This window comes from Candidatus Edwardsbacteria bacterium RifOxyA12_full_54_48, assembly GCA_001777915.1.
GTDB lineage: Bacteria > Edwardsbacteria > AC1 > AC1 > EtOH8 > UBA2226.
This window is the reverse complement of record MFFN01000004.1, coordinates 914,234-929,786: the sequence shown is the minus strand read 5'-3', so window position 1 is coordinate 929,786 and position 15,553 is coordinate 914,234. Positions and strand designations below refer to the sequence as shown.

Here is a 15,553-nt window from a genome sequence, read left to right as displayed (position 1 = left end):
AACCGGGGCGCTTTTTTCATTGATATAATCTGACTAATCGAAAGATATCCTGGCTTCCATATAACCTTTTCTCAAATATTCCGGAATACTCAGGGCAATGTCGCTGAGCTCATTCCTTTGGCTGTTCAATTCGGTTTCGGCTTCATCTTCCAAGCCCTGCATTTTTTTTAGCCGGGCCATCAGGCCACAACTTTCTGCCATTTCCTCCCTGGCCCCGCTTTTAATCGCTTCCTCCCTGGCATCCGATATGAACATCTGGGCTTCGTTGAACGATCCGCAGGCCAGCGATCTTCGGGCCGAGATCAGATAAAGCTTGCACAACAGGATACCATCATTCATTTCCCGGGCCAGGGTCAGCGATTCCGATATGGGGGTAGCCGCCCCTTCGTGTTCATTCTGCTGGACCATCAGCAGGGCGCTGTACATTAGGGCATAGGCCCGTTCTCTCTTGTTATGGGTATCGCCGGATATCCTTAGGGCCCGGTCAACTTCCTGCCGGCCGGCCCCGAAATCGCCCTTGGCCTGGTTCAGCTCTATGAAACCCCTGACCACCGACAGGATGACCTCTGGATCCCCCACCTTCCTGGCATCATCCAGCGCTTCCGATAGAAGCTTTTCGGCCTGGTTCAGATCCCGAAGATTGACCATGGTCAGCCCATAATTGGCCCTGAGATAGGCCACCATCCGGGGGTCGCCTATCTCCAGTGCCAGTTTGAGCCCGCTTTCAAATTCGGCCCGGGCCCTGCTGTAATCAGCCAACATGGAAAGATCGATCCCCAGGTTGCGCTTGGTCTCCAGTTCGTTGTTTCTGTCGCCTATCTTCAAGGCTATTTCCAGGGCATTGGTGTGATATTCCAGTGCGGCCTTGGCATTGCCCCTCACCTGTTGCAGACATCCCAGGTTGATGTCTATGTTCATCTGCTGGGCGATATCGCCTATCTCCCGGGCCGAGGCCAGGGCTCCTTGGTAATATTCATGAGCCGAATCGTAATTCCCCATGATGTACTGGCAGTTGCCCAGGTTGAAACCGGCCAGGGCTTCGACCCTTCGGTCGCCGATCTTCCCGGCCAGGTTATAGGCGGTCCGGAAATTGACCGCCGCCTGCTCGATGCTGCCGGTCATCAACAGGTTGATGCCCAGGTTATTATTGTACGAGGCTATCCCCTCCAGGTAATTGATCTCCTGTGATATCGCCAGGGCGGTGCCATTGTGCTCGATGGCTTTGTCGAGATTCCCCATGACCTCTTGAGCCTGGGCCAGGTGCGAGTTTATCCGGGCAATGTGTTTTTTGACCTTGAGTTCCTCAAATACCTTCAGGGCCGTCTGGAAATCCTCGACGGCTTTGGCCGGGTCCCCTTTTCGCAAGCATAGAAGTCCTTGATTTTGCAGGGAAAGGGCCTGGGCCTCCTTGTCCTTGTCCTTTTGGGCCGCTTTCTGTACTTTTTGCCACAGGACTAAGGCGCGGTCGGCCTGGCCCAGCATATCATGGATGATGCCGACCTCTAATGTGTATTTCCGGGAGACGGCGCTATTGCCACCACCGGCTGTTGCCTTGACTGCCTGATTGAGATTTTTAAGAGCCCGGCTCATTTCACCTATCAGCCGGTAGATGGCTCCCTGGGCCCCCAGGATCTCGGCCTTTTCCAAAAGCCTGTCATCATTTTCCTTTAGCGCCTTCAGGACCGTAAGCCCCTTTTCGTAGAACTCAATGGCCTCGGGATTGGCATAAAGCCCGCGGGATTTATCTCCCGCCCGGTGCAGGTAGGATAGCGCTTTGTCCTGATTGCTGCTGTTGTAATAGTGATGGGCCAGATCCTCCAGATGGAAGAAAAGGTTGTCCCGGTACTCGTTCTCCAGGGTCATGGCCACCTTGCCGTGCAGTTCCTTTCTCCTTTGCTTGAGCAGGGTGGAATAGGTCGCCTCATGGGTGGTGGTGGAATGAAATTCGTAGACCCGTCTGGTGTCCACCAGCTTGGAATAGAGCAGCCCCTCGAAATGTTCCAGGCTGTCCAGCAGGGATTGGATCTTTTCCTCCGGCTGCTTGAGCAGTTTGGCCAGCACCGTCCGGTCGAATTCCTTGCCGATCACCGCCGAATACTGCAGGACTCTTCTCAGCTCCTCTCCCAGTTTGTCGATCCGGCCCAGTACCACCGAAGCCACGGTGTTGGGAAGGGTCATCTTTCCAAATCTTTTTGAAGGAACCAGGCTTTCCCCCTCGCGCCTCACCAGCCGCCGCGATATCAGGTGCCGGATCACTTCCTCTATGAACAGGGGATTACCCTCGGTCCTTTCCAAAAGCTTGTTCAGCACCTGATCCTCGACATCAGAAACTGCCGCCAGGGCCGAGACCATCTGCCAGGCCTCCTGTTTTCCCAACGGTTTCAGGGTTATATTCAGGCAATAGGGCTTGCCGATGAAGGGCAGGGCCAGCTCCGGGCGGAAGTCGGCGCAGATCAACAGCGCCTGGCCTGCGGTAGCATCCACCAGATGCTCCAGCAGTTCCAGGCTCAGGGTATCGGCCCATTGCAGGTCCTCAAAGGCAACGACCAGCGGCTGTTTTTTTGACAGACGCAGGTAAAGCTCCTGGATGCCTTCGAAGGTTTTCCTCTTGCGTTTTTCCGGATCCAGCCCTTCTATTTCGGGGTAATTGATGCCCAGCAAAGACCCTAAAAATGATTCGAAATCGCCCAGGTCCAGCATATGGAGAATTTCTTGGATCTTTTCAAGCTTTCTTTCACTGCTGTCCTTTTCTTCGATGTTGAAGACCAGATGCATCTGCCTGATAAAGGGCAGATAAGCCACGTTGTTGGAATAGGAATGGCATTTGCCCTTGGCAAATTTGAATCCTTGGTCCCTGGCCAGCAATTCCAGTTCTTTGGCGATCCTGGACTTGCCTACCCCGGGGTCCCCGGTGATGGCCACCACCTGCCCCCGTGAGTCTTTGGCCTTGGCGAGTGCCTGCTTGATGCTGTCCATCTCGGCCATACGACCCACCAGATTGATGCTGCCCGCCCGCAATGTACTGGCCTGACCGGCCTCATCCATCCGCCCCTGGATCAGGTAGACATTCTGGGGCTTGGACTTACCCTTCACCATCACTGGTTTGAGTTTCTTCAGCTTGATCTTGCCTTTTACCTGCCGGTAGGTGTTTTCACCGATAACGCATTCCCGGGCGGTGGCCACCTTCTCCAGCCGGGCCGCCAAGTTGACCCCGTCGCCGATGACGGTATATTCCATTCTTTCCTTGGAGCCGACATTGAGCGCCACCACCTCCCCGGTGTTCAGGCCGATGCTCATGGCCAGATCCATTTTTCTCTCGGCGCTGAAACGATCCATGGCCTCCAGCATCTCGATGGCCGCCATACAGGCTCTTAACGGATCATCCTCATGGGCCACTGGAGCTCCGAAAAGCACCATCAGCGCATCTCCCATGAATTTATCGATATGTCCGCCATAGCGGGAGGCTATCTCCACCATGGTATCGAAATACTGATTGACCACCTCCACCACCTGTTCCGGATCCATGGTTTCGGACATGGCGGTGAAGCCCGACAGGTCCCCGAACAAAACAGTGACCTGCCGGCGCTCCCCTTCCACCTTGACCCCATCGGGGTTGAGCAGAATCTTGTCTATCACCCTTTTGGGCAAATATTTCTGAATGGATGATATTATCTTCTCCACCTGGCCCAGTTTGGCAAAAACAGCCTGCTCCAGGTCCCCCTGCAACAAGCTGCTTTCCCTGCCGGTTATATGATCCAGTTTCTCCAGTATTTTTTTTACGAGCTCCCGCTGTTCCATTATTGGCTCCTTTTCTGTATCTTTAGCTACGTGGAACCCTGGATTTTATTACCCTGCGATCGCCGGTCTCCATGGCCCTCAACAGTTTTTTCATCTGAAATTCCTGGCTGGCAAAGTATTGGTGCTGCCTTTCCACCCAACCCTGGATCCTCTCCGAAAGCTCCATCACCTGTTCGGAGGCCAATTCGCCCCCCCTCTGGGCGTCGATGATCTTATCCAGCAGTTTAGGCCCCAGGTCCATGTCGCTTTCCCTTTTGAGTTTTTCCAAAAAGACAACCAGCTTTAGGTAGTACCCATAGTTCTTTTTTTGGATCGGGGTAGCCTGGTCGATTTTTGATTGCGGTTTGCTCATGTCCTATGCCCCCGGTTTAAAAGATTCATTATTTCTTGACAGCAAAGTCTTCTTTTGCTATGCTATATAGTGATGGGCGTCAGTTGTTCTGATCCTTGAATTTCTCATCCGTCGTTCTCAAGCGATGCAAGGCCACCTTTACCAGGGTGATCAGGAGTTTTGACGTTATTTTGGGGTCGGTTTCCAGCATCTGTTCAAAGACCTTTTTGGTGATCACTACCAGCTCTCCGTCCTCTGATATTCTGGCGGTGGCTGAACGGGGCTGGGAATCCAGCAGTGACATCTCGCCGAAATAGCTGCCGGGGCCAAGGGTGGCCAGCAGCAGTTCCTCTTTGTCTTTTACGGTCTTGTATATCCCGACCTTGCCGGAATGGATCAGGTACATCACCTCCCCGGGAGTGCCCTCAAAGAACAGGGTCCTGCCGGACCGGTATGATCTTACGAAGATAAGCCGGGATATCCTCTCCAGCTCCTCAGGGGTGAGGGCGCTGAACAGGTTGTTGCCTTTAAGGGCCTCAACAATATTGGTCATTATGTCTTCCTCCCAAAAATAATAGAAAGGATATTTACATGGACGAGGTTACCGGCCTGCGGCAATGCCTGCTTTTTCAGGAATTGACCGATGAGGAATTTTTGAAGATTACTCAAATTATGTCCACCGATGCCGAAAGCTTCATGCCCGGAGCATTGATCTGTCAAAAGGACGCCCCGGGGGACAGTCTCTACATGGTAAAAAGCGGTAGGGTGCAGATCAGTCTGCCGGCCGAACAGACGGATATTATCCTGGCCGAGCTGGGCCCCGGGAAGTTCTTCGGAGAGATGTCTCTTTTAGATAAAGCCCCCCGTTCGGCCAATGTGGTGGCCCTTGAACAGACCGAGATTTTCGTGCTGACCAGAAAGCACATCGCCTACCTGGTTGAAAAAGAGCCCAAGATTGCCGCCAAGACAATGTTAGCTTTATCCCGGGTGCTTTCCGCCCGGATCAGGGTGCTCAACGAAAGGATCGAGGACAGCCTCTCCGTCGGCTGATCTTCTCCCTGGGAATATATTTTCCTCGGCAATGCCTAGCTTATTCACTATTGCCAGCGAATGGTCCAATAGGCATACCGTTCCCCGGTCGTGGCCGTCCGAACCCAATGAAAACCTTACCCCGGCCTCCAAAGCAATTTGTATCGTTTCGTATCCCGGCAGTTCCCACCGGGAACTGATCTCCAGAGCAAAATCGTACTTCAGGGCCAGCCCCACCAGGAGCTGGCTCCATTTGTTATCCAGGATCTTTTCTGCATCCGGTCTGAGTTTTAACGGGAGAAGCCCCGGATGGGCCAGTATGTGAAATCTGTGCTGCTGGGCCTTTGTTTCAATCAGGTCCAACAGCTGTTCAGTGATGGCCCGAGGGGCGGTCACTTGCGCCTGGCTGTCAAAAAAATTCAGGTCGCCGATCGAATGCACCCCTCCGATGAGATAATCGCATTCATCCAGCAATTGCCGCGATATTCTGATCTCGGTGCCCAGGTCCAACTCGGCCGATCTGAATACCGGAAGCCTTTCCAAAGCCTGAAGGTAATGCCGGAATTGGTCGTCGCTGTTTATCTGGAAACTCCCTTCGCCGCAGTGATCGGAGATACCCACCAGATATCCCTTGGCCTTGGCTATGGAGCATACTTCTTCCGGTTTAAGTTTCCCGTCAGAATATAATGTATGGGTGTGAAGATCCTTTATAATCAAGTTTTGGGCCTGCTTTTCTATTGTATAATTTATGCTTGCTGCTCATCAACTGAAAATCAGATAAATTTATATCCCGCCGCCTTTTATTTACCTTGCTAAAAACTTATCTTGTGCCTGGTATCGCTCATCCTCCGGCTTGATGTCCTCTCCAAGCTCTTGGCAAAATACAGCTGCTCCCCTAAAAGACTTTTAAAGTCGTCCTTATGGAGCCGGAGCACCAGGCATTCCGTAACGGCCACTACATCGGCCGTGCGAGGAACATCAAGCAGCAAGGCTATCTCGCCAAAATACTCGCCGGGACCCAGTTCGGCCACCTTGTTCTTCTGTCCGTCCTTCATCACCAGGACGTCCAAGCGGCCCTCTTTGATGATGAAAAAACTGTCGCCAATTTCCCCTTGAATTATTACCGGTTGTCCGGGGTGGTATCTTTCAGGAACCAGACGGGAGGCGGCCATAGCCACTTGAGCCGGAGCGAACTCGGAAAATAGCGGCAGTTTTATCAGAAAGCCCCGGTTCTCTATCAGCCGATCGATCCGGACCGCCAGATCCACCTTTCTGGCCATCAGGGACTCGAAATCCTTCCGTTCCAGAACCAACAGGGAGCAGTCGGCCACGGCTCTTACCGACGCGGTTCGGGGGACGTTCTTGATCAGGGCTATCTCGCCGAAATAATCCCCGCGGGAAAGGTTGGCCGCCATCAGATCGGGCTCGCCTTTGCGGGAGATTACCACCTCCACCTGGCCGGATTTAATGATATAGAACTTGTCGCCCGGTTCGCCCTGTCTTATGATCATCTCTCCGGAACGGACCCTTTCCTCCTTGAGGTGGGAATAGAACAGGGTTGTTTCCTCTTCGCCCAATTCCCAAAACCTTGCCACCCCGGCAATGACATTCTGGGCGTCACGCTTCTCCTGTTTGAGATTGGCCACAGCCATATCCCTGGCCCACAGAGAACCCTTCATCAAGTACTGCTGGGCTATCTCCCGCTCCTCCCAATAAAGGCTTTGATAGGCCGTTTTTATTGTATTCCTGGCAAAATAATCGCCCACCTCATGGGAAAGGTAATTCAACACTTCATCCAGCATGCCCCGGAAAGCCTGGCTCCGGTCGACTATACCGGTACTGCGCTCAAATCGTTCCTCGCTTCGGTTGCCGTAAAGGCGGATCGGCCAGTTCTTTTCTATCATGATCAGATTAAGGCGGTCGTCCATCGCCCGGGCCTGCCCCTGGCCGAAAAACGAGGCAAAATAACTGCTTGCCATCCGGTAGATCTTTACGGCGGCCTGGCGCATCCTTCTTTTTTCGGACGATGCCGGTTCAAAGCTTGCGCTCTCCGGGAGCCAGCGGGCGCTTTTTATTATCAAATACAGCCAAAACACGGCAAACACCAAAAGCAGCGCGGCAAGAAAACCAAAATTGAATAGCGAAAATATAAGTATGATGTTCCAAGAGATGATGCCAAGCAAAAAGTATATCCAAAAATATTCCAGCGAAGAGCCCATGTTGTGCCACACCAGCGACAACAGCATCAGAAAGGCGGTGGTGGAAAGCATTATGGCCAGGGTCCGCCAAGTGGACATCCCGTGAAAATACCCCAGCAATACCAGTATTCCGAACCACAGCCCGCCCCACAATACCCGCTGCCACTGCCGCCAGCGGCGCAGGCTGGAAAAGGAAAATTGGGTATAGGTGGCGGCAAACAATGCCACCGACCCGATCAGCCAAACGGCCGGCCGAAGGCCAACCGGAAATATCTTTATGAATAGGCTTCCCAGGGCCGCCAGAAGAAGCCCCATCAACACCAGCCACAATGAAGATCCTTTATAATAGGAATAAACCCTCTGGGAAAGCGCCCCCAGCACCAGGGCAAAGGTGATTGAGATGGCGATGGCCGGCCAGCCTTGAATATGGCTGTAAATGAAGCTGCCCAGCAGGCATAAAAAGAAAAGGGCGCCGGCCATGGCTGCCGGTCTGCGATATATCAGGTCGGTAAAGCCCCTCCAGAGGCTGACCGCCATAAGTTTTATCTTTTTATAAGCAGCTCCCATTGCCGCCAAGATTATCACACCAACTCCCAATAGAAGGATCAGGCGCAGCTGCTGGCTGGTAGCGTTGAATAAATGGCTCCCTATCTGCTGGGCTCTTATCCGCCAGAAATACCCCACGATGGCCAGGGCCAGAGCCGACCAAATGATGGCGCCCAGGCCGTAGGCCGTGAAGACCTTGTCCTGCCAGCTAAACGGCTCTCTGGTCCTGATCTTAGGCCATAACCGTTTCTTGACGAAATCGGAGGCCTTGGCCTTAAGGCCCGGGATCTCCAGCCAGTCTATCAGAACGTAATATCCGTCCAGCTCCAGCAACGGATTGAGATTGAGGAACACCGTCAGGTAGGACAGAAAGGCGAATTTATAAAGCAGCGGATTGATGAAAAGATGGGGAAATATCATTATTACGGCCGACAGGACCCCGGCGATAAATGCCTGGGAGAAAGGCCCTATCAGTGATATCAGAACCCTTTTTCGCTTGGGCAGCAGCCAGGAGTCCGTGATATCAACATAGAAGGACGGAAAGACTGTATTTATGATCACACCGCCGCTGTTGACACGCCGCCCGTAATGTTTGCAGGCCAGGGCATGTGAGAGCTCATGGGCCACAATGGAAACGTAATTGAGGAGCACCAGCACCGCCAGCCCCAAAACGACCGAGCCGGACGATTTAAACAGGCTGTATTCTCCGGCCCTGAATAGGTGGGCAAACATGAATAACCCTGCCAGGGAAAAGACGGCGGCAACTATCTGCACCGGCCTGAAATAGAACAGTTTGAAGCCTTTTTCATACAGCCAGGTGATGCCGGTGTCCAGATTTGCAATCGGCCACTGCCGCCGGGGCAGCGATTTTAAGAGATCAATAAGCTTGACCAGTGGTTTGTCAAGTTTGATCCTCTTGAGAAGCCTGCGGTAGAAAGATCTCGGGCTTTCGGAAAGAAAGCCCCCTTTGAAGAGCTCCTGTACCAGGGTCCCCAGCCTGGAGAAGGCCAGGGCGCCGTATTTCCTGAAATACTCCACCAGGACCTCCTGGACCGTCCGGCTGCCGTCGAGCAGTGTGAACAGGAAATGATCCTTGACTGAAAGGCGGATATAGCCCACTCCGCCGGGGGATTTCAGAACATAAAACTCTTTGCCGTCGCGGCTGATAAAACGGGCCTCCTCGCATCCCGGCCGGATGGCCGGGCGGCTTTTGGCAAAATCCATCTTGTCGGTCAGATTTTGCCAGAATGAAATTGATGATGGAGAATTATTATTCTGGGAGTCCATCGTTTTATCTCGCAAATCCGTCATTTATCTTTATAGAGCCCCTGCTGCTGGATGTATTGTCGGACACTGGGGGGCACCAGGTATTCTATGCTGGCACCGCGAAAGATCCTCCCCCGGATATCTGAAGCGCTGATCTCGATAAGCGGGACCGGCAGAAAACCCGTCTCCTTCCTCCATTTGCTCTCAACCTCCACAGGACTGTATCCGGGCCGGGACATAACCATCACTTGGCATATTTTTAATATCTCCTCGGGCTTCCTCCAGGCGGATAGGGCCAAGGCCTGATCCAGGCCGATCAATAGGTATAATTCTGAACCGGGGAACATTTTTTTTAACTTCTTCAGGCTTTCTACGGTATACGAGGCGCAGTCGGACGCCAGCTCGATATCTGAAGCAGTAAAATACTTATTGCCCATAATGCCCAGCTTGACCATTTTAAATCTTATTGCGGGCGGGGATATCTTCCAGCTGCATTTATGCGGGGGCTTCCCGGCCGGGACGAATATCAGCCGGTCCAGCCCCAGGGTCTCCAGGGCGCTCTGGGCGGCTATCAAGTGTCCGTAATGGATGGGATCGAAGGTGCCCCCGAAGATCCCGATTTTTTTTATTTTATTTTTGATCACCGCCATGTAGCTGGCCTAGTCGGTCTGGTCGCTCTTGGTGCTGTCGGCCGCAGGCTCAGGTTTTGCCGGGGCCGTTTTTTTCAGCAGCGGTTCGATCTGCAGCAGCATCTGGCCCGATTTCCCGGCCCAGGAAGTGCCGGGATAATCTTTTATGACGCCCTGGAAATATATCTGGGCCGGAGAATATTGTTTCATCTTGAAATATATCAAGCCTGACTCGTAATCCTTATGAGCCAGTTTTTCGTTTACCTGCAGCAGCAGCTTCTGGGCGTCCTCCTGGCCCTCCGGGTAGCGCTCAAAATACAACTGCAAAGTGCTTTTGGATTTTTCGGCGGTCTCGCTTTGGTCCAGGGCATAGTTGGGCGACATTTTGTAATAAGCGTAAGCCATGCGATACAGGCCCTTTTCGGCCATGGGGCTGGAAGGATAGTCGGAGGTCAAATGCTGGTACTCGTCAACCGCCGTGGCATAATCCTTGGTGTTAAAATAACATTCCCCCAGGTAATACGAAGCCTCGGCGGCCACCCTGGTGCCGGAGTAGTTATATACGATCTCTTTGAAATCGTCTATGGCATCCACATATTTCTTCCGGTTGAAAAATTCCATGCCCCTGGCAAAAGTGTCCTCGGCATCAAGTTTGGCCACCGCCTTTTTCCCGCCGCAGGAGATCATTGACAACATTATCAACAGCGCCGCCGTTATGGATAGGATACCTTTTTGCATTTACTGCTCCTTGTATTGTGAGATTGAATATTTCACTGGCCCCACACGTTCCGGTCCAGGCTGCGGTATTGTATGGCCTCGGCTATCTGGGCCTGGGAGATGTTTTCCGACCCGTCCAGATCGGCAATGGTGCGCGACACCTTGAGTATCCGGTCGTAGGCCCTGGCCGACAGGCCGAATTTGTTGATGGCATTGCGCAGCATTTCATCGCTGGATTCATCGATGGTGCAGAATTTACGGATATCTTTTGACTGCATATGGGCGTTGCAGAAGATGTTCTTCCGGCCCTGAAACCTTTTAAGCTGTACGTCCCGGGCCTGGTCGACCCTGGATTGAATGGCCCCGGAGCATTCCCCGGGTTCTTTTTGGGTCAGCTCCTGGTACTTGAGGGCCGGCACTTCTATATGGATGTCTATCCTGTCCAGCAGCGGGCCGGAGACCTTGGACATGTATTTTTGAATGCTCTGGGGGCTGCAGTTGCACTCGTGGTTGGGGTCGGTGTAATACCCGCAGGGACAGGGATTCATGGCGGCGGCCAGCATGAACCAGGCCGGAAAGGTCAGGGACATGGCCGCCCGCGATATGGTCACCTTCCCGTCCTCCAGCGGCTGGCGCATCACCTCCAGCACGTTCTTGTTGAACTCCGGCAGCTCGTCCAGGAACAGCACCCCGTGATGGGCCAGGGAGACCTCGCCCGGCCGGGGATGGGCGCCCCCGCCGATCAGTCCGGCGTCGCTGATGGTGTGGTGCGGGGTCCGGAAAGGCCTGGTGGCCACCAGGGCCGAATTGACCGGCAGCAGGCCGGCCACGCTGTGGATCTTGGTGGTCTCCAGGGCTTCAGCCAGGGACATCCTGGGCAGAATGGTGGGAAGCCTCCTGGCCAGCATGGTCTTGCCGGACCCCGGCGGTCCGATCATCAGGATATTGTGGCCGCCGGCGGCCGCCACCTCCAGGGCCCTCTTGACATGGGCCTGGCCCTTGACATCGGAGAAGTCCACCGGGTAAACTGCGCTGTCGCTGAAGATCCTGTCCAGGTCGACCCGGTGGGCCTCTATCACGGTCTCTTTATTGAAGAAAGCCACCGCCTGCTTCAGGGTGTTAACCGGATAGATCTCTATCCCCTCCACGATGGCGGCCTCCTGGGCATTTGCGGCCGGCAGCATCAGCCCCTTGAACCCGGCATCCCTCATGGCCGCCGCTATCGGCAGGCTGCCCCGCACCGGCCGCAGACTGCCGTCCAGGGATAGCTCGCCCAGTATGGCGATCTTGTCGAAGTCGTCGCCCAGCACCTGCTCGTGGGCCGCCAGGATCCCCAGGGCGATGGGAAGATCGAAAGCCGATCCCTCTTTTTTAATGTCGGCCGGCGCCAGGTTGATGGTGATCCGTTTCAGGGGAAAGACAAAGCTGGAATTTTTTATGGCGCTCTCCACCCGTTCCCGGGATTCCTTGACCGCGTTGTCCGGCAGGCCCACCATGGCAAATCCGGGAATGGTGGAGCCCAGATCGGTCTCGATCTCCACCGGATAGGCGTCTATGCCCAGCACCGCCGAGGATATCAGTTTTGACAGCATTTGAATAGATCCGATCGGATGATATTCCATTTATTCAGGCGGTACAGCAGGGCCGTTTTTAGGCATCCTGCGCCGTACCCCAGGCTGCGGAAAAAATTTATCGAGGAGGCCTCCTTGAAATATTTGGTGGGGCAGGTCACCTCGGCCACCCGGAAACCATGGAACAGTATCTGACACAGCATCTGATTGTCGAACACAAAATCATCGCTGTTGGATTGCCAACCTACCCTCTGCAGCACCACCCGGCTGAAGGCCCGGTATCCGGTGTGGTATTCCGAAAGCTTCTGTCCCATCAGGATGTTCTGGATCATGGTCAGCAGCCGGTTGGCATAGTACTTATAGCGGGGCATGCCGCCCTGGATGGCTTTGCCCCCCAGTATTCGGGAGCCCAGCACCACGTCGTATTCCCCGGACCTTATCAGATCGATCATGGCCGGTATCAGCTTGGGGGTGTACTGGTAATCGGGGTGCAGCATGATGATGATGTCGGCCCCCAGCTCCAGGGCCTTTTTATAGCAGGTCTTCTGGTTGCCGCCGTAGCCCCGGTTGCTCTGGTGGAGATGGGTCTCGATGCCCAGTTCGCGGGCCACCGACACCGTCTGGTCGTTGCTGGCATCATCCACCAGGATCACCTTGTCCACCACGGACAGCGGTATCTCCCGGTAGGTATCGGCCAGCGTTCTGGAGGCATTATAAGCCGGAAGGACTACAACTACCATCTTCACCAATCATCTGGGATTGATACGGAAAGCGTCCTCGATGTGCTCAATTATCTTTTTCCCACCGGTAAATTTTATGGCCACCACGTCGAAACGGCAGTCGGCTTTTCCATAAAGGTCTTTCAGGTACAGGTATTTCTTGGCCAGCCGGCCGATCTGCCTCTGTTTGCTTATTCCCACAGCCTGGACCGGCTGGCCGTATTTTTCCGAGAACCGGGTCTTGACCTCTATGAATACTATGATCGGCCCGTCCCGGGCTATTATGTCGATCTCTCCGTCCCGCCCGGAGTGCCAGTTTCTCTCATCTATGATATAACCCTTTTCCGACAAAAAAGAGACTGCCAGTTCCTCCCCCCATTTACCGGCGGACGGCGTCTCTTTCATTTCAGGCTCCCAATAAAGATTTGACCGGCTCAAAACTTTTGCGGTGAATGGCACAGGGGCCGTATCTGTTCAGGGCGGCAATGTGATATCTGGTGCCGTAGCCCTTGTGCCTGTCAAAACCGTAGCCGGGGAAATCACCATGATGGGCCCTCATCAGCGAATCCCGCAGGCATTTGGCGATTATCGATGCCGAGGCGATGGCCAGGCTGAGGGAATCCCCGGCTATGACCGCCCTAGCCTCTTGGGGCTTGAGGCCCTTGGGCAATCCCCGGGGGATCCTGTTGCCGTCGATCAGGACCAGGTCGGGCCTGAGATTAAGACAACATAGGGCGTAATTCATGGCCTTGAGCGAGGCCTGAAGGATATTGATCCGGTCGATCTCCTCGGGGGCAACGATCCCGACGCCCACCGCCAGAGAGCTTTCGAGCACCAGTTTAAAGGCGATCTCTCGCTGCTTTGGGCTAAGCTTCTTGGAATCGTCGATGCCCGGCAGAACGGCTTTTCCCCTAAGGATCACTGCGGCGGCCACCACCGGCCCGGCCAGCGGACCCCGCCCGGCCTCGTCCACTCCGGCGATAAGTTTATAACCCTGCCGTCGGTATGAACTGTCGAACAGGTATAATTTATTGCCTTCGGACCGGCTGGCCATTTGAAGCTATTTTACCGCCGGAGCTGCGGGCTCCCTCTTCTGGGCCACCTTGGCGGCCTTGCCGGTCAGTTTGCGCAGATAGAACAGCTTGGCCCTTCGGACATCGCCCCTCTTGACCACATCGACGGCGGCGATATTGGGAGAATGAAGCGGAAAGATCCTCTCCACCCCCACTCCGCCGGAGATCTTCCTGACGGTGAAGGAAGCGCCAATTCCCCGGCCCCTCTTCTGGATGACCACCCCCTGGAAGGCCTGCAGCCTTTCCTTGTCGCCCTCGATGACCCGGACCTGCACCTTTACCGTGTCCCCGGCCCGGAACTCCTGAAGATCGCTCTTGGTCTGCTCGGCCTCTATGCTTTTGATCACAGCTTGCTTGTTCATAATGGTTGATCTAAACCTCCTGATTATTTTTTTATTATTTATTGTTCGCTTCTTTTAAAAAGGCGGCGTCCTGGTCGCTCAGATCGGCCTTATCCAGAAGATCGGGCCGGTGTCTTTGGGTCAATTTCAAAGCCTGCTGTCTGCGCCACTGCTTTATCTGGGCATGGTTCCCGGAACGCAGCACCTCCGGCACCCTCATCCCCCGGTATTCCTCGGGCCTGGTGTAATGGGGATGGTCCAGCAACCCGGTCTCGAAGGAATCGCAGTTGGCCGACTCCGGGTCGGAGATGGCCCCGGGCAGCAGCCGGACGATGGCGTCTATCACCACCAGGGCCGCCGGCTCCCCCCCGGACAGGATATAGTCGCCCAGGGAGATGTCCAGGTCCACCAGGCTCCTGTTTCTCTCGTCGATGTCCTTGTAATGCCCGCAAAGAAATACCAGATGCTCCTCTCCGGCCAGCCGCCGGGCGGTCTCCTGATTGAATACCTTCCCCCGGGGAGACAGCAGAACCACCTTGGCGTCGGGATCGGCCTTTATCTTTTCCACCGCTTCGAATATCGGCTCCGGCTTCATCACCATGCCCGGGCCGCCGCCGTAGGGAACGTCGTCGCAGACCCGGTGCTTGTCGTGGGCGAAATCCCGGATATTGACGATGTTGAAGTTTACGATACCCCTCTTCTGGGCCTGCCCGATGATGCTCTGTCCCAGCACCGGGGGGAACATCTCGGGAAACAGGGTCAATACGTCTATCTTCACCTCAGGCCTTCCGCATCCCTGATGACCATCACCTTTTTATCCAGGTCTATCTGCTGGATGATGTCGCCCTGAGCCGGGATATAGAATTCCCCCTTCGGTCCCTTGACCAGGTAGATGTCGCCGGAGGGCATATCCTCGATCCGCGACAGCACCCCCAGTTGCTGGTTGTCCTGGGATATCACGCTGATCCCCAGCAGCTGAAAAGTATAATAACGTCCCGGCTCCAGCGGTTCCAGCCGGGAGTCCGGTATGGCCAGCTCCGCCCCCCGCCAGGGATCGGCCTGCTCGATGCTGGATATCTCGGCCAGCTTAAGCAGTCCGTATTTGTTCTGGGGCGTAAAACTCTCCACCGTCGCTTCCTGGATCCTGTTTGCCAGGACCAGCAGCAGGGACTCGCCGGGCAGGAACCTTTTGGGATTGTCCGTCTCCACCCTGACCTTTAACAGGCCCTTCAGTCCGTGGCTTTTTATCACCGTGGCCACCACCACCAGGTCGTCCCTATTTATGTCTTGGGAGATCATTTTATCCCAGCACTTTTTTGCCACCGGAGCAGCCCG

The 15,553-nt window shown here is 54.6% G+C and carries 15 protein-coding genes; 2 read left to right on the top strand and 13 right to left on the bottom strand.

Features of this window, described 5'->3' with window-relative positions; genetic code table 11:
• Positions 1-33: 33 nt before the first annotated feature.
• The 3 genes from A2273_05790 to A2273_05780 all read right to left on the bottom strand — a co-directional run bounded on the left by A2273_05790 (position 34) and on the right by A2273_05780 (position 4,682).
• A complete protein-coding gene (locus A2273_05790) occupies positions 34-3,798 on the bottom strand; it encodes a hypothetical protein (protein OGF07968.1) in 3,765 nt (1,254 codons plus the stop codon).
• Between the two features lie 22 nt (positions 3,799-3,820).
• Positions 3,821-4,150, bottom strand: coding sequence for a hypothetical protein (locus A2273_05785; protein OGF07967.1), 330 nt, complete (start codon positions 4,148-4,150; stop codon positions 3,821-3,823).
• A 79-nt stretch (positions 4,151-4,229) separates the two neighbouring features.
• Entirely contained in the window at positions 4,230-4,682 is a 453-nt protein-coding gene (locus A2273_05780; GenBank protein OGF07966.1) for a hypothetical protein, read from the bottom strand.
• Positions 4,683-4,720: 38 nt separating this feature from the next.
• Between A2273_05780 and A2273_05775 the strand changes: the two genes are divergently transcribed.
• Positions 4,721-5,179 carry a hypothetical protein gene (locus A2273_05775; protein ID OGF07965.1) on the top strand — a complete coding sequence of 153 codons (459 nt, stop codon included), beginning with the start codon at positions 4,721-4,723 and terminating at the stop codon, positions 5,177-5,179.
• A gap of 288 nt (positions 5,180-5,467) precedes the next feature.
• On the top strand, positions 5,468-5,845 hold the full coding sequence (locus A2273_05770) for a hypothetical protein (GenBank protein ID OGF07964.1): 378 nt from the start codon (positions 5,468-5,470) through the stop codon (positions 5,843-5,845).
• 125 nt (positions 5,846-5,970) lie between these two features.
• Here A2273_05770 and A2273_05765 read toward each other — a convergent pair whose 3' ends face one another.
• From A2273_05765 to A2273_05720, 10 genes are read right to left on the bottom strand one after another with little or no spacing between them, the layout of a single operon-like run.
• Entirely contained in the window at positions 5,971-9,189 is a 3,219-nt protein-coding gene (locus A2273_05765; protein ID OGF07963.1) for a hypothetical protein, read from the bottom strand.
• 20 nt (positions 9,190-9,209) lie between these two features.
• Positions 9,210-9,818 (bottom strand): nicotinate (nicotinamide) nucleotide adenylyltransferase, encoded by a 609-nt coding sequence (locus A2273_05760; GenBank protein OGF07962.1) that lies wholly within the window; start codon positions 9,816-9,818, stop codon positions 9,210-9,212.
• A 9-nt stretch (positions 9,819-9,827) separates the two neighbouring features.
• On the bottom strand, positions 9,828-10,535 hold the full coding sequence (locus tag A2273_05755; protein OGF07961.1) for a hypothetical protein: 708 nt from the start codon (positions 10,533-10,535) through the stop codon (positions 9,828-9,830).
• Between the two features lie 32 nt (positions 10,536-10,567).
• Positions 10,568-12,106 carry a magnesium chelatase gene (locus tag A2273_05750; protein ID OGF07960.1) on the bottom strand — a complete coding sequence of 513 codons (1,539 nt, stop codon included), beginning with the start codon at positions 12,104-12,106 and terminating at the stop codon, positions 10,568-10,570.
• Positions 12,091-12,825, bottom strand: coding sequence for a glycosyl transferase family 2 (locus A2273_05745; GenBank protein ID OGF08043.1), 735 nt, complete (start codon positions 12,823-12,825; stop codon positions 12,091-12,093). The genes A2273_05750 and A2273_05745 overlap by 16 nt, the downstream gene beginning before the upstream one ends.
• A 9-nt stretch (positions 12,826-12,834) precedes the next feature.
• Entirely contained in the window at positions 12,835-13,209 is a 375-nt protein-coding gene (locus A2273_05740) for a YraN family protein (protein ID OGF07959.1), read from the bottom strand.
• A 1-nt stretch (position 13,210) separates the two neighbouring features.
• Positions 13,211-13,858, bottom strand: coding sequence for a ribonuclease HII (locus tag A2273_05735; protein OGF07958.1), 648 nt, complete (start codon positions 13,856-13,858; stop codon positions 13,211-13,213).
• Positions 13,859-13,864: 6 nt separating this feature from the next.
• Complete coding sequence (locus tag A2273_05730; protein ID OGF07957.1) at positions 13,865-14,239, bottom strand: 50S ribosomal protein L19; 375 nt, start codon at positions 14,237-14,239, stop codon at positions 13,865-13,867.
• A gap of 34 nt (positions 14,240-14,273) precedes the next feature.
• Positions 14,274-14,963, bottom strand: a complete 690-nt coding sequence (locus A2273_05725; GenBank protein OGF08042.1) for a tRNA (guanosine(37)-N1)-methyltransferase TrmD — start codon at positions 14,961-14,963, stop codon at positions 14,274-14,276.
• A 29-nt stretch (positions 14,964-14,992) separates the two neighbouring features.
• Entirely contained in the window at positions 14,993-15,541 is a 549-nt protein-coding gene (locus A2273_05720; protein ID OGF07956.1) for a 16S rRNA processing protein RimM, read from the bottom strand.
• Positions 15,542-15,553 lie beyond the last annotated feature (12 nt).

Bases quoted from the DNA above. Each gene is read 5' to 3' on its own strand.
- A2273_05765 (OGF07963.1), bottom strand. From the start codon at position 9,189: ATGGACTCCCAGAATAATAATTCTCCATCATCAATTTCATTCTGGCAA.
- A2273_05730 (OGF07957.1), bottom strand. From the start codon at position 14,239: ATGAACAAGCAAGCTGTGATCAAAAGCATAGAGGCCGAGCAGACCAAG.
- A2273_05755 (OGF07961.1), bottom strand. From the start codon at position 10,535: ATGCAAAAAGGTATCCTATCCATAACGGCGGCGCTGTTGATAATGTTG.
- A2273_05735 (OGF07958.1), bottom strand. From the start codon at position 13,858: ATGGCCAGCCGGTCCGAAGGCAATAAATTATACCTGTTCGACAGTTCA.
- A2273_05785 (OGF07967.1), bottom strand. From the start codon at position 4,150: ATGAGCAAACCGCAATCAAAAATCGACCAGGCTACCCCGATCCAAAAA.
- A2273_05790 (OGF07968.1), bottom strand. From the start codon at position 3,798: ATGGAACAGCGGGAGCTCGTAAAAAAAATACTGGAGAAACTGGATCAT.
- A2273_05760 (OGF07962.1), bottom strand. From the start codon at position 9,818: ATGGCGGTGATCAAAAATAAAATAAAAAAAATCGGGATCTTCGGGGGC.
- A2273_05770 (OGF07964.1), top strand. From the start codon at position 5,468: ATGGGCCAGTATGTGAAATCTGTGCTGCTGGGCCTTTGTTTCAATCAG.
- A2273_05725 (OGF08042.1), bottom strand. From the start codon at position 14,963: ATGTTCCCCCCGGTGCTGGGACAGAGCATCATCGGGCAGGCCCAGAAG.
- A2273_05750 (OGF07960.1), bottom strand. From the start codon at position 12,106: ATGCTGTCAAAACTGATATCCTCGGCGGTGCTGGGCATAGACGCCTAT.
- A2273_05740 (OGF07959.1), bottom strand. From the start codon at position 13,209: ATGAAAGAGACGCCGTCCGCCGGTAAATGGGGGGAGGAACTGGCAGTC.
- A2273_05745 (OGF08043.1), bottom strand. From the start codon at position 12,825: ATGGTAGTTGTAGTCCTTCCGGCTTATAATGCCTCCAGAACGCTGGCC.
- A2273_05780 (OGF07966.1), bottom strand. From the start codon at position 4,682: ATGACCAATATTGTTGAGGCCCTTAAAGGCAACAACCTGTTCAGCGCC.
- A2273_05775 (OGF07965.1), top strand. From the start codon at position 4,721: ATGGACGAGGTTACCGGCCTGCGGCAATGCCTGCTTTTTCAGGAATTG.